General features: G+C 65.6%; 20 protein-coding genes. 13 read left to right on the top strand and 7 right to left on the bottom strand.

Annotated features, from left to right (window positions below; translation table 11 throughout):
- Window positions 1-156: 156 nt before the first annotated feature.
- From DY467_RS19180 to DY467_RS19170, 3 genes are read right to left on the bottom strand one after another with little or no spacing between them, the layout of a single operon-like run.
- Window positions 157-897, bottom strand: coding sequence for a response regulator (locus tag DY467_RS19180; protein WP_107346320.1), 741 nt, complete (start codon window positions 895-897; stop codon window positions 157-159).
- On the bottom strand, window positions 894-2,633 hold the full coding sequence (locus DY467_RS19175) for an ATP-binding response regulator (protein ID WP_164638294.1): 1,740 nt from the start codon (window positions 2,631-2,633) through the stop codon (window positions 894-896). Before DY467_RS19175 ends, DY467_RS19180 begins: the two co-directional genes overlap by 4 nt.
- A complete protein-coding gene (locus tag DY467_RS19170; protein ID WP_164638292.1) occupies window positions 2,603-4,684 on the bottom strand; it encodes a sensor histidine kinase in 2,082 nt (693 codons plus the stop codon). The genes DY467_RS19175 and DY467_RS19170 overlap by 31 nt, the downstream gene beginning before the upstream one ends.
- Before the next feature lie 206 nt (window positions 4,685-4,890).
- On the opposite strand from DY467_RS19170, the gene ugpB reads away from it, so the two are divergent.
- Window positions 4,891-6,219 (top strand): sn-glycerol-3-phosphate ABC transporter substrate-binding protein UgpB, encoded by a 1,329-nt coding sequence (gene ugpB, locus DY467_RS19165; RefSeq protein WP_164638290.1) that lies wholly within the window; start codon window positions 4,891-4,893, stop codon window positions 6,217-6,219.
- A gap of 6 nt (window positions 6,220-6,225) precedes the next feature.
- On the opposite strand, the gene DY467_RS19160 is transcribed toward ugpB, so the two are convergent.
- From DY467_RS19160 to DY467_RS19150, 3 genes are all read right to left on the bottom strand, one after another.
- Window positions 6,226-7,197 carry a helix-turn-helix transcriptional regulator gene (locus DY467_RS19160; protein ID WP_346297553.1) on the bottom strand — a complete coding sequence of 324 codons (972 nt, stop codon included), beginning with the start codon at window positions 7,195-7,197 and terminating at the stop codon, window positions 6,226-6,228.
- Between the two features lie 162 nt (window positions 7,198-7,359).
- Window positions 7,360-8,166 carry an SDR family oxidoreductase gene (locus tag DY467_RS19155; RefSeq protein ID WP_011160318.1) on the bottom strand — a complete coding sequence of 269 codons (807 nt, stop codon included), beginning with the start codon at window positions 8,164-8,166 and terminating at the stop codon, window positions 7,360-7,362.
- A gap of 60 nt (window positions 8,167-8,226) precedes the next feature.
- The gene (locus DY467_RS19150) at window positions 8,227-9,285 is read right to left on the bottom strand and encodes a polysaccharide deacetylase family protein (protein WP_164638353.1); all 1,059 of its coding nucleotides are present in this window, start codon (window positions 9,283-9,285) and stop codon (window positions 8,227-8,229) included.
- 155 nt (window positions 9,286-9,440) lie between these two features.
- On the opposite strand from DY467_RS19150, the gene DY467_RS19145 reads away from it, so the two are divergent.
- From DY467_RS19145 to phoB, 10 genes are all read left to right on the top strand, one after another.
- Entirely contained in the window at window positions 9,441-10,835 is a 1,395-nt protein-coding gene (locus DY467_RS19145) for an OmpA family protein (RefSeq protein ID WP_107346315.1), read from the top strand.
- A gap of 3 nt (window positions 10,836-10,838) precedes the next feature.
- Entirely contained in the window at window positions 10,839-11,135 is a 297-nt protein-coding gene (locus DY467_RS19140; protein ID WP_107346314.1) for a hypothetical protein, read from the top strand.
- A 247-nt stretch (window positions 11,136-11,382) separates the two neighbouring features.
- Entirely contained in the window at window positions 11,383-12,417 is a 1,035-nt protein-coding gene (locus DY467_RS19135; protein ID WP_164638286.1) for a putative bifunctional lysylphosphatidylglycerol flippase/synthetase, read from the top strand.
- 3 nt (window positions 12,418-12,420) lie between these two features.
- The gene (locus DY467_RS19130; protein WP_205502553.1) at window positions 12,421-13,770 is read left to right on the top strand and encodes an ATP-binding protein; all 1,350 of its coding nucleotides are present in this window, start codon (window positions 12,421-12,423) and stop codon (window positions 13,768-13,770) included.
- A gap of 148 nt (window positions 13,771-13,918) precedes the next feature.
- Window positions 13,919-14,929 carry a phosphate ABC transporter substrate-binding protein PstS gene (pstS, locus tag DY467_RS19125; protein ID WP_164638284.1) on the top strand — a complete coding sequence of 337 codons (1,011 nt, stop codon included), beginning with the start codon at window positions 13,919-13,921 and terminating at the stop codon, window positions 14,927-14,929.
- Window positions 14,930-15,138: 209 nt separating this feature from the next.
- Window positions 15,139-16,140 carry a phosphate ABC transporter permease subunit PstC gene (gene pstC / locus DY467_RS19120; RefSeq protein ID WP_107346311.1) on the top strand — a complete coding sequence of 334 codons (1,002 nt, stop codon included), beginning with the start codon at window positions 15,139-15,141 and terminating at the stop codon, window positions 16,138-16,140.
- A gap of 1 nt (window position 16,141) precedes the next feature.
- A complete protein-coding gene (gene pstA, locus DY467_RS19115) occupies window positions 16,142-17,005 on the top strand; it encodes a phosphate ABC transporter permease PstA (RefSeq protein ID WP_107346310.1) in 864 nt (287 codons plus the stop codon).
- Window positions 17,002-17,823 (top strand): phosphate ABC transporter ATP-binding protein PstB, encoded by an 822-nt coding sequence (gene pstB / locus DY467_RS19110; protein WP_107346309.1) that lies wholly within the window; start codon window positions 17,002-17,004, stop codon window positions 17,821-17,823. Before pstA ends, pstB begins: the two co-directional genes overlap by 4 nt.
- 23 nt (window positions 17,824-17,846) lie before the next feature.
- Window positions 17,847-18,563: a phosphate signaling complex protein PhoU gene (gene phoU / locus DY467_RS19105; RefSeq protein ID WP_107346308.1), complete on the top strand. Its 717-nt coding sequence runs from the start codon at window positions 17,847-17,849 to the stop codon at window positions 18,561-18,563.
- Between the two features lie 74 nt (window positions 18,564-18,637).
- On the top strand, window positions 18,638-19,351 hold the full coding sequence (gene phoB, locus DY467_RS19100) for a phosphate regulon transcriptional regulator PhoB (protein ID WP_011160307.1): 714 nt from the start codon (window positions 18,638-18,640) through the stop codon (window positions 19,349-19,351).
- 348 nt (window positions 19,352-19,699) lie between these two features.
- Here the strand turns inward: phoB and DY467_RS19095 are convergent, their stop codons facing one another.
- The gene (locus DY467_RS19095; protein WP_012497883.1) at window positions 19,700-20,209 is read right to left on the bottom strand and encodes a GcrA family cell cycle regulator; all 510 of its coding nucleotides are present in this window, start codon (window positions 20,207-20,209) and stop codon (window positions 19,700-19,702) included.
- A 476-nt stretch (window positions 20,210-20,685) separates the two neighbouring features.
- On the opposite strand from DY467_RS19095, the gene DY467_RS19090 reads away from it, so the two are divergent.
- Window positions 20,686-21,897 (top strand): aspartate aminotransferase family protein, encoded by a 1,212-nt coding sequence (locus DY467_RS19090; RefSeq protein ID WP_164638282.1) that lies wholly within the window; start codon window positions 20,686-20,688, stop codon window positions 21,895-21,897.
- The gene (argF, locus tag DY467_RS19085; RefSeq protein ID WP_107357287.1) at window positions 21,897-22,832 is read left to right on the top strand and encodes an ornithine carbamoyltransferase; all 936 of its coding nucleotides are present in this window, start codon (window positions 21,897-21,899) and stop codon (window positions 22,830-22,832) included. The genes DY467_RS19090 and argF overlap by 1 nt, the downstream gene beginning before the upstream one ends.
- Window positions 22,833-22,922: the final 90 nt, after the last annotated feature.

Genomic DNA, 22,922 nt, shown 5'->3' with positions numbered 1-22,922 from the left:
TACTAGCCAGCTACCGTTTCAGGAGGTCTGCGCCGGAGGGGAAAATGGTTTCGTGGCGAAATGGAAGTGTTTCGTCGCCGGAGCCGCGACGAAACATTCGGCCGAAAAAGCGAGGGAAATCAGGCCCTGCAGCCAGCGATACCGGCGGCCAGCGGCTCAGGCGCGGTCGCTGGCGGGCGAGAACAAATAGCCGCCGCCGCGAATTGTCCTGATTACGGCCGGCTTCGTCGGGTCCGGCTCGATCTTGCGGCGGATCCGCATGATGCGGAGATCGACCGCGCGGTCGAAAGCTTCGGCGTCGCGCGCATTCGCCAGCTCCAGCAGCCGCTCGCGCGACAGCACCCGTTTCGGATTGGCGGCGAACACCTTCAGCAGGCCGAATTCCGACGCCGTCAGCGGATGCTCGTTGCCGTCGTCGTCGCGCAGTGCCTGGGCTTCGAGATCGAGCCATTTGGTGCCGAACCGCACCAGCTGGGCGCTGTCGGCCTTTGCGGCGCTCGCAGGCTCCGCGGCGGCGGGCTTCGGCGGCGCAGCGCGGCGCAGCACCGACCGAATGCGCGCCATCAATTCGCGCAGCTCGCAAGGCTTGGCGATGTAATCGTCGGCGCCGAGTTCGAGGCCGACCACCCGGTCGATCGGGCTTGCGGTCGCGGTCAGCATGATCACCGGAACGTTGGACTTGGCCTTGAGGTCGCGGATGATCGACAGCCCGTCCTCTTCCGGCATGTTGAGGTCCAGCACCACCAGGTCTGGCAGCTTGGTGGCGATCTCGGCACGCAGGCTCTTGCCGCCATCGCACAGCGTGACGGCGAAGCCGTGCATCTTGAGATAGTCGCCGACCATCTCGCGGGCCGGGGCTTCGTCGTCGACGACGATGATGTGCGGGTTCTGGCTCATGACACCGATGCTGCGGGCAGAATGATGGTGAAGGTCGCGCCCTGACCGGGGCCGGGGCTCTCGGCGATGATCTCGCCGCCATGCATGTCGACGATCTTCTTGACGATCGACAGCCCAAGGCCGGTGGAGCTTTCGCCCGCGGTCGGCTTGGCGGACAGCCGCTGGAAACGCCCGAACAGCCGGCTCAGATCTTCCGGCGATAATCCTGCGCCCTCGTCGGTGACGCGGATCATGGTGCTGTCGCCATCACCGTCGACCTGCAGGGCGATGTTGCCGCCGATCGGGCTGTATTTGATGGCGTTGCTGACCAGATTGTCGATCGCCTCGCGCATCCGGTCGGAATCGCACATCGTCCCGCAGGCCTCCGGCGTCGACACCGAAATCACCTGCTGCTTGTTCTGCGCCATCGGCCGGTTGGCTTCGGCGACCTCGCCGACCAATGCCGCGATGTCGACAGCCTCGCGCCGGATCGAGATGTCGAACGCATCCGCCATTGCGTCGGAGATCAAATGATCGACCATCAGCGTCAGTCGCCGGGTGGCGTCGCGGATATGATCGACCTGGGCGATAACGTGGTCCTTGGAGGATTCGGCGCCGATCAGCTCGGTCAGCATTTCGGTGCGGCCGAGGATGACGCCGAGCGGGTTCTTCAGGTCGTGCGCAACGGTGCCGAGGATCTCGTTCTTGAACGCATTGGCGCGCTGCAGCCGCAGCCATTGCGTCGACAGCCGGCGGTTGGCCTGGGTCAGCGCCCGGGTGCGCTGGGCCACCCGCTCTTCGAGCTGGGTGTTGGCCTCATGCAGCTGCCGATACAGGATGACGTTGTCGAACGCGATCGACAGCCGGCTGCCGAAGATCTCGACCAGCGAACGGTCGGTGTCCGACAGTTCGCGCTCGGCCTGCAGCAGCACCACCACTTCGCGGCCGCTGCCGGTGCGGATATAAAGCACGGTGCGATGGTCGGCGAATTCGTGCTTGCGGCGTCGGAACGCCTCTTCAACCATCTGGCGCAGATCGGGGTCGAGCGAATTGCTGTGGCCGGTGGGGCCGATGAAGCGGCTGTAGCAGCCCGAGCCTGCCAGCACCGCCAGTTCGTCGCCTGCGTCGCGCAGCACTAAGATACCGGCGCAATCGACATTGAGCAGCGAGGCGAGCTGGGTCAGCACGCCCTCGGCGAGCCGCTGCATCGACTTGAAGTCGTACAGCGTCGAGGCGGCGTCGATGATGATTTCCAGGCCGCGCCGGGTCTGCACCATCCGCTCGAGCTGCTGATAGCTGCGCAGCGCCGCGGTCAGCGAGGTGAACAGCTTGTCGGCGGTGAGCTCGGTCTTGGCCTTGTAGTCGTTGATGTCGTAGTCGACGATGACGCGGCGCTCCGGCGCCTGGCCGGGCTGACCGGTGCGCAGGATGATCCGGACGGTCTCGTTCTTGAGGTCGTTGCGGATGAACTCCACCAACTCGAGGCCGGCCGCGTCGGTCTCCATGATGACGTCGAGCAGCACCGCCGCGATGTCGGGGTTGGCGCGCATCAGTTCGCGGCCTTCGGCGCCTGAATAGGCCGACAGGATCTCCAGCCCCTGGTTGTTGAGGCTGTAGTCGCTCAGCGCAAAGCGGGTGCCGTCGTGAACCGCGGTGTCGTCGTCGATCACCGCGATCTTCCATTTCCGTGCGCCCGATACCTCCGGCGTCGAATCGGCGTCTTCGATCAGCTCGAGGATATCGTCCTGGTCGGCCATTGCAGGTTTCCGTCGATGGGCGGGGCAGCGGATGCCGCTCCGCCAGTGGCGGTTTTCGGCATGATAATGCGAAAAGTCGTGCCTTGTCCTAGTCTTGATTCCAGCATCATCCGGCCGCCGAGCTGCTGGGTCACCAGATTGTAAACGATGTGCAGGCCGAGCCCGGTGCCGCCCTCATTGCGGCGGGTGGTGAAGAACGGGTCGAAAGCCTGGCGCTGCACGTCCGGCGTCATGCCGGCGCCGTCGTCGGCGAAGATGATCTCGATGTCATCGTTGCCGCGCGGCCGCGCCGTGATGGTGATCGTGCCAGAGCGCCCGTCGGTGAAGGCGTGGTTGGCGGCGTTCAGAAACAGGTTGGTCAGGATCTGACCGTAGGCGCCCGGGTAGCCGTCGATCACCAGGCTTTCCGGCACGTCGATGTCGAGCCGGATCGGTGCCCGCTTGAGCACCGGCTTCAGACTGGCGACGATCTGATCGGTCGCCTCGTGCAGGTTGAATTGCCGGCGTTCGGCGTGGGACCGGTCGACCGCCACCTGCTTGAAGGACTGGATCAGTTCGGCGGCGCGCTGCAGATTGCCGACGAGCTGCTGGGCGGCGTCGCGCGTACTGCGGACGAATTCGTCGAGCTGCGAGCGCCGCAGCGGCGTATCGCCTTTTAGCTCGGCCTCGAAAGTGGTCGCCCGGCGCGTAAAGCTCGACGCCACCGTCAGGCTGATGCCGATCGGATTGTTGACCTCGTGGGCGACGCCGGCCACCAGGCTGCCGAGCGCCGCCAGTCGTTCGGCGTCGATCAAATTCTGCTGCGCGGTTTTCAGTTCGAGCAGCGCGCTCTCGGCTTTTTCTTTCGACTCGCGAAGATCGTCCTGCGCCTTGCGCTTGTCGATCGCGTTCTCGCGGAACACCTCGACCGCGCGCGCCATCGCGCCGATCTCGTCCTTGGCCTCGGTGCCGGCAACCCGGCGGTCGTAATTGCCCGAGGTGATGGCGTGCATCGCCGACAGGATCTGCTGCAGCGGCAGGCGGATGCTGAGCGCGATGATGATGCCGGCCGTCATGATGACGCCGAGGAAGATCAGCGCGATCGACAGAACTTTGCGCGAGATGCCGGTGAGGGTGCGGTCGAACGTCTCCTGCGCCTTCTGCTCGCGCTGGCGCATCTTCACCGACAGCGCGTCGATCGCCGCGATGGTGGCGGCCTGGCTGGCGTCGATCGAGTTGCGTAAGAGGTCGCTGCGCTTGGCGAGCTGGTCGGTCAGTTCCTGCAGGCCATCGCGCAGCGCCGCTGTGCGCAGCTTCAGCTTTTCCAGCGCCATCTTCTGCAGATCATTGTCGGCGAGATTGCTCATCACCGGAATCGTCCGCTCGATGGTCTCGGTGTTCTGCTGGGCCTCTTCGGCAGCCTGCTGTGACAGCGACAGATAGTAGGAGTTGGCCGCCACCAGCATCGCGGTGAAAGCCTCGCGGGCGCGGCCGAGCGGCGGCAGGATCAGCGCGTCGCGCTGGCCGGTGGCGCCGCCGATCACCGCAAACAGCGCCGCGATATCGCGGGCCGGCGCCTGCACCTGGTTCTCGTAGGTGGACTTGATGGTGGTTTGCAGCGCCCGCAGGTCGCCGAAGCCGCCGAGGAAGCGTTCGGTGGCGCGCTCCAGCTCCTCGACCGAGCCCGACAGCATCGGATCGGTGGAGGCGCGGTTGGTCAGCGTGCCCAGCACCGCTTCGCGCAGCAGCAGGATCTCGGCGAACAGGTCGGGGCTCGGCTGATTGATGTAGCGGTGGATCAGGTTCTGCAGCCGCCCGGTCTCGCTTTCCAAGAGCGCCAGGATCTTGTCGGACTCCCGCACCTGGCGGACATCGTCCCAGGCGGTGCGCAGCACCCGCGTGCCGCTCCAGATCAGGCTCACCAGCACCAGCACGACGAGCGAGTTCAGTGCCGCGATCGACAGGATGCGCCAGCGGATCGGCACCGCGCGCACCAGGCCGACGAGGCCGGTGCGGCCGCGCCGGTCCGGCCGTGGCTCATTATCAGCGGGCTGCGGGGCGACCGGATCCAACTCAGTCGACCTCACGCCGGACCATGCCGCGGCCAGTTGCGCGCGATGCAGCGGCGCGCACAGTGTTGCCGTCAGGGACCTCGGCTCGGCTGGACAGCGGCAAGTTCAATCCCATACAGTTGGTGCCGGTCGCAGGGACCGGAGAAGTCCCACCAAGCTAGCAGATCAGCCTGGGCGATGGCTATCGGGAGTGAGCGCATCAGGCGATGGCCGGAATTTTGGGACGACTCGCGCAAATCGCCGCCACATTGCTGGCTTGCGCCACCGCCGGTATCGCCCCCGCAGGCGCCGCTACCGAAATCGCCTGGTGGCATGCAATGTCCGGCGAGCTCGGCCGGCAGCTCGAGAAGCTGGCGGCGGATTTCAATGCGTCGCAATCCGATTACCGCGTGGTCCCGACCTACAAGGGCAACTACACCCAGACGGTGACTGCGGCGATCTTCGCGTTCCGCTCCTCCAGCCAGCCGACGATCGTGCAGGTCAACGAGATCGCCACCGCCACCATGATGGCGGCCAAGGGCGCGGTCTATCCGGTGTACGAGCTGATGCGCGACGAGAGCGAAGTGTTCTCGCCGGCCGATTATCTGCCGGCCGTGACCGGCTACTACACCGATCTCGACGGCAACATGTTGTCGTTCCCGTTCAACGCGTCGACGCCGATCCTGTACTACAACAAGACCCTGTTTCGGCGCGCCGGGCTCGACCCCGAGGCGCCGCCGGCCACCTGGCCGGACGTCGGGACGATGGCGAAGCGTCTGATCGACGCCGGCGCGACCTGTGGCTTCACCACCTCGTGGCCGTCCTGGGTGCACATCGAGAATTTCTCCGCCTATCACGACCTGCCGTTGGCGACGCGGTCGAACGGGCTGGGCGGGCTCGATGCCGAATTGGTGTTCAACAATCCGTCGGTGATTCGCCATATCGCGCAGCTTGCGGATTGGCAGAAGACCAAGATCTTCGATTATAGCGGCCGCGCCACCGCGGCCGAACCGCGCTTCCAGCAGGGCGACTGCGGCATCTTCATCGGCTCGTCGGCAACGCGGGCCGACATCCTGGCCAATGCCAAGTTCGACGTCGGCTACGGCCGGCTGCCGTATTGGCCGGACATCGCCGGAGCACCGCAGAACACCATCATCGGCGGCGCCACGCTATGGGTGCTGCGGGGCCGTACGGCGGGCGAATACAAGGGCGCCGCCAAGTTCTTTGCCTATCTGTCGAAGCCGGAAGTTCAGGCGGCCTGGCATCAGCACACCGGCTATCTGCCGATCACCAAGGCGGCCTACGACCTCACCCGTGCGCAGGGCTTCTACGACCGCAATCCCGGCACCGCGATCTCGATCGAGCAGATCACGCTGAAGCCGCCGACCGAGAATTCGCGCGGGTTGCGGCTCGGTTCGTTCGTGCTGGTGCGGGCCGCGATCGAAGACGAGATCGAGCACGCAGTGCGCGGCGAAAAATCTGCGAAGGACGCGATGGATGCGGCGGTCGATCGCGGCAACAAGCTGCTGCGGCAGTTCGAACGCACCAAGCCGTAGCGGCGCTTACGGCGTCGCTTGGCGCAGGCCGAACGCGCCGGCATCGCGGCTGAGCACCGGCGACACCATCGCGACCAGCTTCTGCGCGGCCGCTTCGACCGACAGCCCGGCGGTGTCGAGCACGCCAGCGGCGCGGGCGTACAGCGGCTCGCGGCTCTGCAGGATGGTGCGCAGCTCCTGCATCGCGGCGCGGTCATCGGCCATCGGCCGCAGGTCGCCCTGGCCGCGCACCCGCGCCATGTGCTCCTCCGGCTCGGCCTTCAGCCAGATCGTATAGAACGAGGTCAGGATCTGATCGAAGGTGATCGGCTCGGAAACGATGCCGCCGCCGGTCGCCAGCACGATCGGCTCCTGGCGGGCGAGCAGCCGCGACAGCGCGGTCTGCTCCATCCGGCGGAAGCCTTCCTGGCCGTACAGCGCGATGATCTCGGACACCGACAGCCCATTCTGGCGTTCGATCTCGCGGTTCAGTTCGACGAAGCTCCAGCCGATGCTGTCGGCCAGCATCTTGCCGAGGGTCGACTTGCCGGCGCCGCGCAGACCGATCAGTGCGATGCCGTGGAAGGTCGCCTCCCGCTCCAGTCCGCCGAACCGGCCGAGGCCGGACAGCACGTCCTTGGCATGGGCGATCTGCACCGGGGTGGCGCGCCGCACCAGATCGCGGATCACCGGCCAGTCGGCCGACGACTCGTTGGACGGCAGCAGGTCTTCGAGCGGCGTCGCCAGCGCTTCGGAAATCCGGCGCAGCAGCATGATCGACACGTTGCCTTTGCCGCTTTCGAGCTGGGCGATGTAGCGCTCCGAGATGCCGGAGACCTTGGCCAGCACTTTGCGCGACATGCCGCGTCGCCCGCGCATGGTGCGGACATGGCGGCCGAGGTCGAGCAGAAAGCTCGCGTCGGTATCGTCTGGCTCGGCCATCTCGGTCCGTTCACATCTGTTTGGAGAATGATAATGCCGGCCGAAAACGCCAGCAATCGAACGGATGCCGTTCGATGCATTATAATTCAAGGCAAATTTCGTCAGGTGGGACGCAAAACCGCAGTCCGCGCGCTTTCGAGCGCGGGCATTGCGGTGGGGGAATCTTGACCGGAGAGGTGTGCTCTGACGCTTCGAGCGGGAGACCGAAGCGCGGTGGCGTTACGCCCAGCCGTCGCCCTTGATGCCCGGGTTGGCGAAGGCGACGCCGCCGTCGACCGTCACGGTCGATCCGACCACGTAGTCGCCGGCGCGGGAGGCGAGGAACACGGCGGTGCCGGCCATGTCCTCATCGGTGCCGATCCGGCCCGCAGGGACGCGCTTGGCGACCGCGTCGGACTCATCGCGTGCCGCTTTGTTCATGTCCGAGGCGAACGGGCCCGGTGCGATCGCAGTGACGACGATGTGGTCCTTGATCAGCCGCACTGCCAGCCGGCGGGTGAGGTGGATCAGGCCGGCCTTCGACGCCGCGTAGGGATAGGTCTCGAGCGGATTGACGAAGATGCCGTCGATCGAGGCGATGTTGATCACCTTGCCGGGCTGTTCGGCGCTCGCGGCGGCGCGCAGCAGCGGCGCCAGCGCCTTGGTCAGGAAGAACGGCGTCTTCACGTTGAGGTCCATCACCTTGTCCCAGCCGCTCTCCGGGAATTCGTCGAAGTCGGCCGCCCAGGCGGCGCCGGCGTTGTTGACCAGGATGTCGAGCGAGCTCTCGCGGCGCTTGATCTCGGCGGCCAGCATGTCGATGCCCGCCATGGTCGAGATGTCGATCGGCAGCGCAACGCACTCGCCGGGATACATTTCGGTGAGTTCATCGGCTGTGGCCTGACACGCTGCGGCCTTGCGCGCGGTGATGTAAACGCGCGTCGCGCCATAGGCGAGAAAGCCGGCCGCGATCATTTTGCCGATGCCGCGCGAGCCGCCGGTCACCAGAGCGACGCGGCCTTGCAGCGAAAACAGATCCTTGAACATGACATCTCCCTCGGGGCTTTGGCCGCCTGTTTGAGGCGGCCAGGGAGGTGAGTCAAGAAATCACGCCGCAGCGACGCGGCGGAAGCCGTTCCACATCGCGGTCGCCGCCCCGGAAGTCAGCACCGGCAACAGTCGGTCGTCCTGGTAGTGGCCGTTGAGCGAGACCCGCGGCAGCGCGGTGAGATGATCGGCGCAATCAGCGAACATCATGCCGGGGCGTGTGGTCACCGCAGTTTTGTAGCCGACCGCCTGCGCGATCGCGAATTCGCGCGGGCCAGCCGAAGCCCTGTCGCCGTATGGATAGGCGAGGTGGTCGACCGCCTGTTGCAGCTCGTCCTGGATGCGGGCGCGGCTGCCGGTGAGTTCGTGCGCGGCGACCAGCTCGGTCTGCCGGCGCAGCATGCAATGGGTGATGCCGTGCGCGCCGATCGTCACCAGCGGGTGCGCGGCGAAGCTGCGCAGTTCGTTCCAAGGCAGGCACAGTTCGCGCGCCGCCGCGGTTTCATCGATCCCGTAACGCAGGCACAGCGCCGTCATCGCGGCATCGAGATCGCCGCCATTCGGCAGGCTGCGCAACAGATCATGCAGCCGGTCGAATGCCGCTTGCTTGGCCTCGGGCGTCGCCGTGTCGAGATGCAGCTCCTGGCCGTCGATCGACACATCGATCCGGCTCTGGGCGGCGATCAGCCGTTCCAGCGTCACCCACCACAGCCGGCCGGTGCCTTCGGCGAAGTCGGAGGTGACGAAAACAGTGAACGGCGCGCCGAACTCTTCGAACACCGGCAGGGCAAAATCGCGGTTGTCGCGATAGCCGTCATCCAGCGTGATGCAGGCGAAACGCCGGCTGAAGTCGCGCGCACGCAGCCGCCGGTGCAACTCGTCCATCGGCACCAGATCGATTCCGAGCTCGCGCAGATGGCGCAGCGTGGCGCGGAGGAAGTCCGGCGTGACCTCGAGGTGGCGATTGGGCTGAAACGAATCGGCGCGGGCCGGCCGCACGTTGTGCAGCATGAAAACCGTGCCGATTCCGGAAAAGATCGGGCGCAGCACCCGATGCGCGCCGGTGTAATAAAGGGCTTCGAGCCCGGCGCGGATAATATTGTGACGAAAGTGCTTCATCGAATAGCGGCCGCTCAATTTCTGCACGATGCTAGGCGCCGACGGTTGAAGAAACGGTTATGGGAAGCGCAACTTTGGTTGCTGTTTCCTTGAATTGCGTTTGACAGCCCTCCAACGGTTTGATTTCTCTCTGCTTCTGATCCACGGGAAGCGGAATGCGCGGACTCTACAGCTCCAGCGGTAAATGGTGGCCCGGCGCCATTCCGTTGGTTATCCTCTGGGCTATCGCCGCTTGGACGACGATGCCGGCCGTGGAAGCCGATCTTGGCGCTCGCGCCACGGCTGCGCTCAAGGACACCGTCCTCGACAAAACGAAGATCACCGCTGCGGGACGCGACATCACGCTGACCGCCGAGGCGTTCTCCGAAGAGGGGCGCCGCGCCGCGGTGTCCGCGGTCGAGGCAGTGCCAGGCCTCCGTTTGGTGAACGACCGGACCAAGCTGGTACCGGAAGCCTCTCCTTATGTCTGGTCAATTGAGCGCGATGTCGTTCGCGTGACCCTGACCGGCAGCGCGCCGCTGCCGGCGAGCCGCACCCGGCTGGCCGATGGCGCGCGGGCGGCGGTGAACGGCACCGAGGTGGTCGACCGGATGGCGCTGGCGCGCGGCGCCCCGCAACGGTTCGACGCCGCCGCGATGCTGCTGATCGACCAGATCGCCAAGTTGAAGCAGGGCAAGATCACCCTCACCGGCACCCAGGTTGCGCTGAAGGGCATGGCCAAGGATCTCGGCGGCCGTGAATCGATCGCCGCGGCGCTGCGCAGCCTTCCCGACGGCTACACCGTTGGCGAAAACGATATCGAGGCGCCGCCTTACGTGTTCCGGGCCTACAAGGATCCGGTCGCCGGGCAGGTTACGCTCGACGGCTATGTCCCGGACAATAATGTGCATGCGGCGCTGGCCGCGGCCACCGGCCGCAAATTCTTCAGCGAAAAGGTGGTCGACAACCTCAAGGCAAGCGTCGGCGCCCCGAAGGGCTTCCTCGAAGCCGCAACGCCTGCGCTCGGCGCGCTGTCTCGGCTGTCGACCGGCACTCTGGTACTGTCGGACCGTGAGGTTCATCTGTCCGGCGACGCCCTTTATGAGGTCGCCGCCAATCAGATCCGCGGCGGCCTGAACAAGGAGCTGCCGCAAGGCTGGACCGTGAAGGCCGATCTGTCGGTCAAGCCGGCCGCCGCGCCGGTCGATGCCTCGGTGTGCCAGCAATTGTTCAACGGGCTGCTGGCCAAGGCCACCATCCAGTTCGAATCCGCCAGCGCCAGCATCGACAAGGATTCCGCCGCGCTGCTCGACCGGCTGATCGAGACCGCGATGCGCTGCCCGAACGCCAAGATCGAAATCGCCGGCCACACCGACAGCGACGGCGATCCTGCGTTCAACCAGTCGTTGTCGGAAAAGCGCGCCCGCGAGGTGGTCGACTATATGGTGCGGGCCGGCCTGTCGCCGGAGCGTCTCCAGGCGTTCGGCTACGGCAGCAAGATCCCGGTCGCCGGCAACGACACCGATGCTGGCAAGGCGAAGAATCGCCGGATCGATTTCGTGGTCAGGTGACGCATGGTGGCTTTGGCGGATTTCTTCTGGGGCTGGCTGGTCGGTTCGCTGCTGCTCGGCTTCGCGGTGGGCTGGATCTCGGTGGTGCATCGCGGCCCGAGCTTCTCGCGCAATGCCGGGCTGGGTATCGCCGGCGTCGCAGCGGTGCTGGTCGGGCTGTCGCTCGCCCGTCTGGTTCCCGGCCGGGCCGGCTATTGGCTCGACCTTTTCCTCGCCATGCTGGCCGCCTATCTGATCGGGTGTGCCATCGGTTCATGGCTCCGCTACTGGGTGGTCGCGCGGCAATCGCAGCGGCCCTGACGACAGCTTTCGGCCGTGATCGACCGAGCGCTGCGACGATAGGTCCCGCGCTGCAACGAAGTCCCAAAAATGCGAAGCGCAGCCGGCCAGCTGAAGCGGAATTGAAGCGTCGCGCACCGTCCTGCGGCGTTGACCGAATTCCACTTGGCTGGAAAACACGCTACCAACGATGTGCGGCCGGCCGAAACACGGCGACAGGGCCGGGACACCAGGGGTAGAACGCGGGCGAAGGGGATTCGAGGTCTCGATGCGGATCGCAATACGCAGAACGATCGAAGTTCTGCGCGAGAAGCAAATCCTGCACAAACTCGGTGTTGCGGTCAGCATCGCGGTCATCGCGGCCGCTTGCTACGTTCTGTACCACATCCTGCGCGGCATCGACCATGACCGCGTGCTCGACGCGATGGGCCAGACCGAGCCGACCTCGATCGCGCTCGCTGCGTTGTTCGTCGCCGCCGGCTATTTCACCCTGACGTTCTACGATCTGTTCGCCGTTCACGCGATCGGCCGCGATGACGTGCCTTACCGGGTCAACGCGCTCGCCGCCTTCACCAGCTATTCGATCGGTCACAATGTCGGCGCCAGCGCGCTGACCGGCGGCGCGGTGCGCTACCGGATCTACTCGGCCTGGGGGCTCGACGCGATCGACGTCGCCAAGGTGTGTTTCCTTGCCGGCCTGACGTTCTGGCTCGGCAACGCCGCGGTGCTCGGCCTCGGCGTCGCCTATCATCCTGAAGCGGCGTCTGCGGTCGATCTGTTGCCGCCGGCGGTCAACCGCGTGCTGGCGCTGCTGATCCTTGCCGGCTTGATGGTCTATGTCGCGTGGGTGTCATTCAAGCCGCGCTGCGTTGGGCGCGGCAGTTGGACGGTGACTCTGCCGGGCGGCAAGCTGACGCTGCTGCAGATCGCGATCGGCATCGTCGATCTCGGCTTCTGCGCGCTCGCGATGTACGTGCTGACGCCTGACGAGCCCAATGTCGGCTTCGTCGTGGTCGCGGTGATCTTCGTATCGGCGACGCTGCTCGGTTTCGCCAGCCATTCGCCCGGCGGGCTCGGCGTGTTCGACGCCGCGATGCTGGTCGGGCTGTGGCAGATGGACAAGGAAGAGCTGCTCGCCGGCATGCTGCTGTTCCGCCTGCTGTACTACATCGTGCCGTTCGTGATATCGGTCGTCGTGCTTGCGGTCCGGGAGATCGTGCTCGGTGCGCGGCTGAAGCGGGTTCGTCCGCTGGCCGAAGCGCTGAAGCCGGAACCGGTGCGCGGAGATCCCTCACCAGGTTGAGCCATGACCACCGCACCCGCGCCCGACGAGCAAGCCCGCCCGGTCCGCGAACTCGTACTCGCTCCGCCAACACCGTCTTCCACATCGCTGCTGACGCATTGGTCCGATCGGCTTCGTCACGCCGCGATCATCCTGATCGCCGGCGCGCTCGCGCTCACCGCCTTGGTGCTGTTCGCCCAGCTCGCGATCGGCCCGGCGATCGCGGCGTTCGCCTGCTTGGTCGCCGCCGCGCTGGTGCCTTGGCGGTTGCATGACAGCTCCAGCGCGCTCGACGACACGCTTGGCGTCAGCCCGGTGGAAATGCCGGTGGTGCGTGCCATCGTCGCCGGCATGCCCGATCCGGCAGTGCTGCTCGATCGTGCCGGCCGGGTCATCCACCTCAACGCCGCTGCGGCGCAGCTCGCGCCGGCCCTGCGGGTGCGAGAGCTGGCGCAGTTCGCGCTGCGCAGTCCCGAGATCGTCACCGCGCTGCGCGAGGCGATTGCGACCTCGGAGCCGCGCCGCGCCACCTATCTCGATCACGGCTCGATCGAACGCTGGCTCGAACTGATCATCGCGCCGGTGCAGGTGCCGACCGCGTTCGGCGGCACCGATCAGTGCATGCTGATGACGTTCCACGATCTGACGCCGCTGCGCCGGGTCGAAGAGATGCGTGCTGACTTCGTCGCCAATGCCAGCCACGAGCTGCGCACGCCGCTGGCCGCTCTGTCGGGCTTCATCGACACGCTGCAGGGGCAGGCCCGCGACGATCCGAAGGCGCGCGAGCGTTTCCTCGGCATCATGCACGCTCAGGCGACCCGGATGGCGCGGCTGATCGACGACCTGCTGTCGCTGTCGCGGGTCGAGCTCAGCGCGCATGTTCGCCCCGATGCGATGATCGACCTGAAGCCGCTGATCAAGCAGGTCACCGACGGCCTCGAGCCGCTGGCCAAAGAACGCCAGGTGGTGATCGAGCTGGAGCTGCCGGAGGACGCCGCGACCATCGCCGGCGATCGCGAAGAGCTGCTGCGGCTGTTCGAAAACCTGATCGAGAACGCGCTGAAGTATGGCGCTTCGGGCGGCCGGGTGGTGGTCTCGGTGGTGGCTGCCGTGTCGGGCGACGGCGTGTCGGAGTATCGCGCGTTGGTGCGCGATTTCGGCCCTGGTATCGCGCCCGAACATCTGCCGCGACTGACCGAAAGGTTCTACCGCGTGGACGTCGGCGACAGCCGTTCTCAGGGTGGTACGGGGTTAGGATTATCGCTGGTGAAACATATTGTTAACCGTCACCGCGGCCGCCTGCTGATCGAAAGCGTGCTGAAAAAGGGTGCGACTTTCACCGTCTGTTTCCCTCAGGGAAAGCCCCAGGTCTGAGTCGAATAATCATTCGATTTCAGGCGCTTAGTGCAGTCACATGACTGTCATCAAACCCTCATAAAAGGTCAACCGACCGCTCGTAGACGGGCGGGGTAAGCGCAGTCGGGCGCGCTGAGCGCTTCGCTTACAGATGGAGACCTTCCCCATGAATTTCATCAAGGCAATCGTCGCGGCCGGTCTGGTTGCGGCGTCGACCTCGGCCTTCGCCGCCGACATCACCGGCGCTGGCGCCACCTTCCCGTACCCCGTCTACTCGAAGTGGGCCGATGCCTATAAGAAGGACACCGGCAACGGTCTGAACTATCAGTCGATCGGTTCGGGCGCCGGCATCAAGCAGATCATTGCCAAGACCGTGACCTTCGGCGCCACAGACGCGCCGCTGAAGCCGGAACAGCTCGATAAGGAAGGCCTGGTGCAGTGGCCGATGGTGATGGGCGCCATCGTGCCGGTCGTGAACCTCGAAGGCGTGAAGCCGGGTGAGATGGTGCTCGACGGCGAGACCCTGGCCAACATCTACATCGGCAAGATCACCAAGTGGGACGACCCGGCGATCAAGAAGCTGAACCCGAAGGTCAGCCTGCCGAGCGATGCGATCACCGTGGTTCGCCGCTCCGACGGTTCGGGCACCACCTTCAACTTCACCGACTACCTGTCCAAGGTCAGCGCTGACTGGAAGACCAAGGTTGGTTCGGGCACCGCGGTCGAGTGGCCGGTCGGCGTCGGCGCCAAGGGCAACGAAGGCGTTGCCGGCAACGTCGGTCAGACCAAGAATTCGATCGGTTACGTCGAATACGCCTACGCCAAGCAGAACAAGCTGACCTACACCGGTCTGGTGAACAGCGCCGGCAAGACCGTGCAGCCGACCATCGCGGCCTTCCAGGCTGCGGCCTCGAACGCCGACTGGGCCAAGGCTCCGGGCTACTACCTGATCCTGACCAACCAGCCGGGCGAAGCCTCGTGGCCGATCACCGCCGCGACCTTCATCCTGATGCACAAGGAGCCGGTCGATAAGGCGGCGTCCGCCGAAGCCGTCAAGTTCTTCAAGTGGGCGTTCGAGAAGGGCGCCAAGGCTGCCGAAGAGCTCGACTACATCCCGATGCCGGAACCGGTCGTCAAGCTGATCGAGAAGACCTGGGCCTCGGACATCAAGAGCTGATAGTCTGAAGTTTGGCTGCGATCCGGATCCGTCCGGGTCGCAGTCCGACGTTCACGCGAACGGCGGACTCCGAGGCTCATACGCTCGGGCTCCGGCTTTGCACCGCAGTCGGTGCTGGCGCGACCTTCGATCGCGCATCCGGTTTTCAATTCAGATCTCCAGCCGCGAGGCGCGGTTTCGGCCCTGCAGTAGGCATGAGGAGAGTTAGCGTGGCGGACATGGCGGTTGAGACGACCGGGTTGCAGACGGCTGCCGGACCTTACGATCGGGCCAAGGCCCTGAGTGCCTTCAAGCTCGGCGACAAGACTTTCTATTGGACGACGCGCGCCTGCGCGATTTCGGTGCTGCTGATCCTCGGCGGCATCATCATCTCGCTAATCGTCGGTGCCTTACCGGCGATCCGCGAATTCGGCTTCTCGTTCCTCACCACTTCGCGCTGGGCGCCGGCCAATGACCCGCCCGTCCTCGGCGCGCTCGGCCCGATCTACGGCACGCTGGTGACGTCGCTGATCGCGATGATGATCGCGATCCCGGTCGGTCTCGGCATCGCGATCTTCCTTACCGAGCTGTGCCCGATGTGGCTGCGCCGCCCGATCGGCCTCGCCATCGAGCTGCTCGCCGGAATCCCGTCGATCATCTACGGCATGTGGGGCTTCTTCGTGCTCGGCCCGTTCCTGGCCTATCACTTCCAGCCGGCGATGATCGCGCTGTTCGAGGGCGTGCCGGTGCTCGGCGATATCTTCGCCGGTCCGCCGTCCTATCTCAGCCTGTTCAACGCCTCGCTGATCCTCGCCATCATGGTGCTGCCGTTCATCACCGCGATCTCGGTCGACGTCTTCAAGACCGTGCCGCCGGTGCTGAAGGAAGCCGCCTACGGCGTCGGCTGCACCACCTGGGAAGTCGTCCGCAGCGTCGTGATCCCCTACACCCGGGTCGGTGTGATCGGCGGCGTGATGCTGGCGCTCGGACGCGCGCTCGGCGAGACCATGGCGGTCACCTTCATCATCGGCAACTCGTTCCGGATCACCGGCTCGATCTTCTCGCCCGGCACCACGATCTCGGCGGCGATCGCCTCCGAATTCGCCGAGAGCGATGGCCTGCATCAGTCCGGCCTGATCCTGCTCGGCCTCCTGCTGTTCATTCTGACCTTCCTGGTGCTGGCGGCCGCCCGGCTGCTGCTGCTGCGGCTCGAACTGAAGGCGGGCAAGTAAGATGTCGCCGATCCATCTCGACAACCCGATCTACAAGCGGCGTCACCGCAACGACCTGGTGATCAAGGTGCTGTGCTCGGCGGCGGCGCTGTTCGGCGTCACCTGGCTGGCGCTGATCCTGTTCACGCTGTTCTGGAACGGCCTCGCCGGTCTCAACTTCGAAATATTCACCCAGAATACCCCGCCGCCGGGCTCGAATGAGGGCGGCCTGCTCAACGCCATCGTCGGCTCGATCATCATGACGATCCTCGGCGTCGGCATCGGCGCGCCGCTCGGACTATTCGCCGGCACGTACCTCGCCGAGTACGGCAAATACGACAAGCTCACCTCGGTGATCCGCTTCATCAACGACATCCTGCTCAGCGCGCCGTCGATCATCATCGGCCTGTTCATCTATGGCGCGGTGGTGGTGACGATGGGCCGGTTCTCGGCGCTCGCCGGCGCGCTGGCGCTGGCGGTGATCGTGATCCCGGTGGTGGTGCGCACCACCGAAGACATGCTGCTGCTGGTGCCGAGCTCGCTGCGCGAAGCCGCCTCGGCGCTCGGCCTGCCGCGCTCGCTGGTGATCCGCCGGATCGCCTATCGCGCCGCCCGTGCCGGTCTGATCACCGGCATCCTGCTGGCGACCGCCCGTGTCGCCGGTGAGACCGCGCCGCTGCTGTTCACCGCGCTCAGCAACCAGTTCTTCAGCCTGGATCTGACCAAGACGATGGCCAACCTGCCGGTGACCATCAACAACTTCGTCCAGAGCCCCTACGCTTACTGGAAGCAGCTCGCTTGGACCGGCGCGCTGCTGATCACCCTGACCGTGCTTGCCCTGAACATTGGCGCGCGCATCATCGGCGCCGAGAGGACCACGAAATGACCGAGATCTCGATCGCCACCAGCGTTCCGTCCGCGATGCCGCCGATCGGCGCCCAGCCGGACGGCCCGGCCAAGGTGACCGTGCGCGACCTCAATTTCTACTACGGTCAGAACCATGCGCTGAAGCACATCAACCTGGCGCTCGCCACCAACCGCGTCACCGCGTTCATCGGTCCGTCGGGCTGCGGCAAGTCAACCCTGCTGCGCATCTTCAACCGGATGTACGATCTGTATCCGGGCCAGCGCGCCGAGGGGCAGGTGCTGCTCGACAACACCAACATTCTCGACCCCAAGCTCGACCTCAACCTGCTGCGCGCGCGGGTCGGCATGGTGTTCCAGAAGCCGACGCCGTTCCCGATGACGATCTATGAGAACATCGCGTTCGGCGTCCGCCTGTACGAGAAGATCTCGAAGTCGGAGATGGACGGCCGGGTCGAGAAGGCGCTGCGCGGCGCCGCACTGTGGAACGAAGTGAAGGACAAGCTCGGCGCTTCCGGTCTCAGCCTGTCGGGCGGTCAGCAGCAGCGTCTGTGCATCGCCCGCACCATCGCGGTGCGGCCGGAAGTGATCCTGTTCGACGAGCCGTGCTCGGCGCTCGATCCGATCTCCACCGCCAAGATCGAAGAGCTGATCGACGAGCTGAAGGAACAATACACCATCGCGATCGTGACCCATAACATGCAGCAGGCGGCGCGCGTGTCAGAGTCGACCGCCTTCATGTATCTCGGCGAGCTGATCGAATTCGGCCCGACCAACAAGATCTTCACCTCGCCGAGCGATCGGCGCACCCAGGATTACATCACCGGCCGGTTCGGCTGACGCGGCGGGCGAGGAGCACGGATATGGGATTCGAACACACCACCAAGGCGTTCGACGGCGACCTGCAGGAGCTGACCCGGCTGGTCGCGGAGATGGGCGGTTTGGCCGAGCGCCAGATCGTCGACTCGGTCGATGCGCTGATCCGGCGCGACGTCGCGCTGGCCTCGCGCGTGGTCGCGGCCGATGCCGAGATCGACCAGATGCAGCGGAATATCGAAGAGCGCGCGGTGTTGACCATCGCGCGGCGCCAGCCGATGGCGATCGATCTGCGCGAAATCGTCGGCGCGATGCGCGTCGCGACCGACCTCGAGCGGATCGGCGATCTGTCGAAGAACATCGCCAAGCGCGTCAACGCGATCGACAGCGACTTCCATCCGCTGAAGCTGATCCGCGGCCTCGAGCACATGACCGACCTCGTGCAGTCGCAGGTCAAGGCGGTGCTCGATGCCTATACGGCGCACGATCTGCCGGCCGCGATGGTGGTGTGGAACGGCGACGAGGAAGTCGACGCGATCTGCACCTCGCTGTTCCGCGAGCTGCTTACCTACATGATGGAAGATCCGCGCAACATCTCGTTCTGCATTCACCTGATGTTCTGCGCCAAGAACATCGAGCGGATCGGCGATCACGCGACCAACATCGCCGAGACGGTGTTCTACATGATCGAAGGTCAGCAGATCATGGACAAGCGTCCGAAGGGCGACATGACCACCTTCGCCAACGCGACGCCCGGTAACTGACGCTGCTCTGGCCGCCGGCCCGCCGGGCCGGCAGTCATGGGACGGATCGAGACGACACTGAGACGAGGACGACAATGGCTGCGCGCATTCTGGTAGTTGAAGACGAGGAAGCGCTGACGACGCTGCTGCGATACAATCTGGAATCCGAAGGTTACGAGGTCGAGACGGTGGCGCGCGGCGATGACGCCGACACCCGGATGAAGGAGCGGATTCCCGACCTGGTCGTTCTGGACTGGATGCTGCCGGGCCTGTCCGGCATCGAGCTGTGCCGCCGGCTGCGGGCGCGTCCGGAAACCAAGCAACTGCCGATCATCATGCTGACGGCGCGTGGCGAAGAAAGCGAGCGGGTCCGTGGGCTCGCGACCGGCGCCGACGATTACATCGTCAAGCCGTTCTCGGTGCCGGAGCTGCTGGCCCGGGTGAAGGGCCTGCTGCGCCGCGCGGCGCCGGAGCGTCTCGCCACCGTGCTGGCGTACGGTGATCTCGAACTCGACCGCGACAAGCGCCGGGTGGCGCGCTCCGGCCGGCCGATCGATCTCGGTCCAACCGAGTATCGCCTGCTCGAATTCTTCCTTGAGCACCCGGGCCGGGTGTTCAGCCGCGAGCAGCTGCTCGACGGCGTTTGGGGCCGCGACATCTACATCGATGAGCGTACCGTCGACGTGCACATCGGCCGCCTGCGCAAGCTGCTCAATATCGGTCGCGAGCAGGACCCGATCCGCACTGTTCGCGGTGCCGGCTACGCCCTCGACGATCGCTTCGCCAAGGTCGAAGGCAGCCCGTCGTAGTTGTTAGCAGGTTTGCGACGTCGGTGAGCAAAGCGAGCGTGCCCACCAAGACACTCGTTCAAACCACGATGACCGCGAGCGTGATTTAGCGACACGTGGCAACGACGCGATGGCGGCGTTTGTCGACTCTATCGCTTTTGCAATCGTTCAGCCGCGGCCTCAGCCCAACATAGCAGCGTCATCCTCCGCGAAGGCGGAGGATCCCGTATTGCAGTGAGTGGGTGGGAAGTAACGGACGCTCTGGGATACTGGGTCGCCCGCTTTCGCGGGCGATGACAGTTTGGCGGGATGGCCAACCCTGCGCTGCGCGAGCGCGGATTGCCGCGGCCTTGGGCTGGCGGCGTCAGTCTAGCGGGTGGTCTTGGGAGCTGCGCGTCGGCGATCGCCGACCGGCTGATAGGCGATGCGCGAGTGATGCGCGCAGTAGGGCAGGCCCGGCAGCGACTTGCCGCCGCAGAAGAAGAATTCCGGGCTCGACGGATCGCCGACCGGCCAGTGGCAGGTGGCTTCGTTGAGTTCCAGCAGCGACAGCCGCTGGTTCATCGGAACCACGTTGTCGAAGGCGATCGGATCTGGCTCGGCTTCCACTTCGAAAGCGTGCGCCAGTGCGGTGTTGCCGCGCGCCACCGGCCGGGTCACCCTCATCATCTGCTGCACCGGGCGCGCCTTGCGCGGCCGCGGCGCTGCCGACGTGGGGCTCTTGGCCCGGCCCGACAGGCCGAGGCGGTGGACCTTGCCGATCACGGCATTGCGGGTGACGTTGCCAAGCTCGGCGGCAATTTGACTCGCCGACAGCCCGCCCTCCCACAATTTCTTCAACTGCTCGACGCGCTCGTCGGTCCAGGTCAATGCCGTCATAGTTCTATCCCTTCCTGCCGCGGGCGCCGAAGGGCGGCGCGGAACCGCGGCTGTGAGGTCGTCAAAATCTCAGCTGTCAGAATCCCTTAGCGCTCGCCGGACGACCCTTGCCGCCCCGGCGTTACGCCTCATCCGAGAACTCGAAATGGATTACAAACCGCGCACGAGATGTCGTACCCGACAGTCAAAAGGCTACAATATGCCGTGACTCACGCGCAAGAGTCCGACCCGGTGCGTCCACACCTTCTCCTGTGAGTGAGTCCGCGAAGCCACAACAAACAGCGCGAGTGCTGCTTTCTGGCAGCACTTCGTCGAAGCTCCGTGTTGACAGTGAGTTCGACGCTTCTAGAATAATCCCACGTGCCGCCTGGAAAGGCGGCACGTTTCGTTTCCGGGGTACGTTGTCCCAGACTGCGTTCGTGTCATGCGCGTGACGCGGCCGGCCGGCGGCCCGCTATTTTCCGATCGGATCGGCCATGTCTCAGAGCGCTTCAACGTCCCATCTCCTCCCGGTTTTCGCCAGAGCGGATGTCGCGTTCGAGCGCGGCGAAGGTGTCTGGCTGCACGGAACTGATGGCGAGCGCTACCTCGACTTCACCAGCGGCGTCGCCGTCAACGCGCTCGGCCATTGCCATCCGCATCTGGTCGAAGCCTTGCAGGAGCAGGCGACCAAACTGTGGCATATGTCCAACCTGTTCAAGAGCCCGGACGGCGAGAAGCTGGCGGCGCGGCTGTGCGAACAGAGCTTTGCCGACAAGGTGTTCTTCTGCAATTCGGGTGCTGAAGCGGTCGAGTGCGCGCTGAAGATGGCGCGGCACTATCACTTCTCCAAGGGCGAGCCCGAGCGCACCCGGGTGATTACTTTCGAAGGCGCGTTTCACGGCCGCACGCTCGGCACGCTCGCCGCCACCGGCTCGGCAAAGTACCTGGAAGGCTACGGCAAGCCGCTCGACGGTTTCGATCAGTTGCCGCTCGGTGACCTCGATGCGGTCAAGGCCGCGATCGGTCCGAATACCGCCGCGATCCTGATCGAGCCGCTGCAGGGCGAGGGCGGCGTGCGCTCGCCGGAGCTGGCGTTCTTCCGCGGCCTGCGCGAGCTGTGCGACGCGCACGGCCTGCTGCTGATCTTCGACGAAGTCCAGACCGGCATGGGCCGCACCGGCGAACTGTTCGCCTATAAGCGGGTCGGCGTCGCGCCGGATTTGATGTCGCTGGCCAAAGCACTCGGCGGCGGCTTCCCGATCGGCGCCTGCCTGTCGACCGCCGAGGCGGCGAAGGGCATGGCGCCGGGCGCGCACGGCTCGACCTTCGGCGGCAATCCGCTGGCCGTCGCGGCCGCCAACGCGGTGCTCGATATCATGCTGCAGCCGGGCTTCTTCGACCACGTCAAGAAGATGTCGCTGCTGTTGAAACAGAAGCTCGCCGGTGTCGTCGATCGGCATCCGCGCGTCGTCAGCGAAATCCGCGGCGAAGGCTTGCTGCTCGGCCTCAAGGCGGTGGTGCCGTCGCCCGAGCTGATCGCGGCGCTGCGGGCCGAGAAGCTGCTCACCGTCGGCGCCGGCGATAACGTCGTGCGCCTGCTGCCGCCGCTGATCGTCAGCGAGGCCGAACTCGACGAAGCGATCGGGCGACTGGAGCGCGCCTGCGTCACGCTTGCCGGGCAGGCGGCGCAGAAGGAGGCGGTGTGATGAGCAGCTCCAGCAACACGCCGCGGCACTTCCTCGATCTGACCGAACTGCCGACCTCCGAGCTCCGCAACATGCTGGCCGCTGCGGTCGCCATGAAGGCGAAGCGCAAGGCGAACGCCGATGCCGACAAGCCGCTCGCCGGCAAGACGCTGGCGATGATCTTCGACAAGCCGTCGACCCGGACGCGGGTGTCGTTCGACGTCGGCATGCGCCAGCTCGGCGGCGAGTCGATCATGCTGACCGGTGCCGAGATGCAGCTCGGCCGCGGCGAGACCATCGCCGACACCGCGCGGGTGCTGTCGCGCTTCGTCGACATCATCATGATCCGCATCCTCAATCACGAGGCGCTGCTGGAGCTTGCTGCCAACGCCACCGTGCCGGTGATCAATGGCCTGACCCGCAAGTCGCATCCGTGCCAGGTGATGGCCGACGTGATGACGTTCGAGGAGCATCGCGGCCCGATCAAGGGACGCACCATCGCCTGGACCGGCGACGACAACAACGTGCTGGCGTCGTTCGCCCACGCCGCGCAGCGCTTCGACTTCAAGCTCAACATCGCCACCCCGCCGCAGCTGTCGCCCAGCAAGGCGCTGCGCGACTGGATCAAGCAGAGCGGCGCGGCGATCACCATCGGCACCGATCCGGAGGAAGCCGTGCGCGGCGCCGACTGCGTCGTCACCGACACCTGGGTGTCGATGGGCGACAAGGACGGCGAGCACCGCCACAATTTGCTCAAGCCGTATCAGGTCAACGCCAAGCTGATGTCGCTCGCCCACAAGGACGCGATCTTCATGCACTGCCTGCCGGCGCATCGCGGCGAAGAGGTCACCGACGAGGTGATCGACGGCCCGCAGTCGGTGGTGTTCGACGAAGCCGAAAACCGCCTGCACGCCCAAAAGGGCATTCTGGCCTGGTGCCTCGGCGCGGTCGCGTAGTTACTTCTTCCCATGTGAGCGAAGCGGCCGCCGTGCCCCTCCCCCTTGCGGGGAGGGTCGGCCGAGCGAAGCGGAGGCCGGGGTGGGGGT

The sequence above is a fragment of the Rhodopseudomonas sp. BR0G17 genome (assembly GCF_010907025.1).
GTDB classification, from domain to species: domain Bacteria; phylum Pseudomonadota; class Alphaproteobacteria; order Rhizobiales; family Xanthobacteraceae; genus Rhodopseudomonas; species Rhodopseudomonas palustris_H.
This window is presented reverse-complemented; position numbering and strand designations above follow the sequence as displayed.

Coding starts and splice junctions, on each gene's coding strand:
- DY467_RS19090 (WP_164638282.1), top strand. CDS start 20,686: ATGTCTCAGAGCGCTTCAACGTCCCATCTCCTCCCGGTTTTCGCCAGA.
- DY467_RS19155 (WP_011160318.1), bottom strand. CDS start 8,166: ATGTTCAAGGATCTGTTTTCGCTGCAAGGCCGCGTCGCTCTGGTGACC.
- DY467_RS19140 (WP_107346314.1), top strand. CDS start 10,839: ATGGTGGCTTTGGCGGATTTCTTCTGGGGCTGGCTGGTCGGTTCGCTG.
- DY467_RS19175 (WP_164638294.1), bottom strand. CDS start 2,633: ATGGCCGACCAGGACGATATCCTCGAGCTGATCGAAGACGCCGATTCG.
- DY467_RS19180 (WP_107346320.1), bottom strand. CDS start 897: ATGAGCCAGAACCCGCACATCATCGTCGTCGACGACGAAGCCCCGGCC.
- pstA (WP_107346310.1), top strand. CDS start 16,142: ATGTCGCCGATCCATCTCGACAACCCGATCTACAAGCGGCGTCACCGC.
- pstB (WP_107346309.1), top strand. CDS start 17,002: ATGACCGAGATCTCGATCGCCACCAGCGTTCCGTCCGCGATGCCGCCG.
- DY467_RS19145 (WP_107346315.1), top strand. CDS start 9,441: ATGCGCGGACTCTACAGCTCCAGCGGTAAATGGTGGCCCGGCGCCATT.
- argF (WP_107357287.1), top strand. CDS start 21,897: ATGAGCAGCTCCAGCAACACGCCGCGGCACTTCCTCGATCTGACCGAA.
- DY467_RS19150 (WP_164638353.1), bottom strand. CDS start 9,285: ATGAAGCACTTTCGTCACAATATTATCCGCGCCGGGCTCGAAGCCCTT.
- DY467_RS19130 (WP_205502553.1), top strand. CDS start 12,421: ATGACCACCGCACCCGCGCCCGACGAGCAAGCCCGCCCGGTCCGCGAA.
- phoU (WP_107346308.1), top strand. CDS start 17,847: ATGGGATTCGAACACACCACCAAGGCGTTCGACGGCGACCTGCAGGAG.
- DY467_RS19135 (WP_164638286.1), top strand. CDS start 11,383: ATGCGGATCGCAATACGCAGAACGATCGAAGTTCTGCGCGAGAAGCAA.
- ugpB (WP_164638290.1), top strand. CDS start 4,891: ATGGCCGGAATTTTGGGACGACTCGCGCAAATCGCCGCCACATTGCTG.
- DY467_RS19095 (WP_012497883.1), bottom strand. CDS start 20,209: ATGACGGCATTGACCTGGACCGACGAGCGCGTCGAGCAGTTGAAGAAA.
- phoB (WP_011160307.1), top strand. CDS start 18,638: ATGGCTGCGCGCATTCTGGTAGTTGAAGACGAGGAAGCGCTGACGACG.
- pstS (WP_164638284.1), top strand. CDS start 13,919: ATGAATTTCATCAAGGCAATCGTCGCGGCCGGTCTGGTTGCGGCGTCG.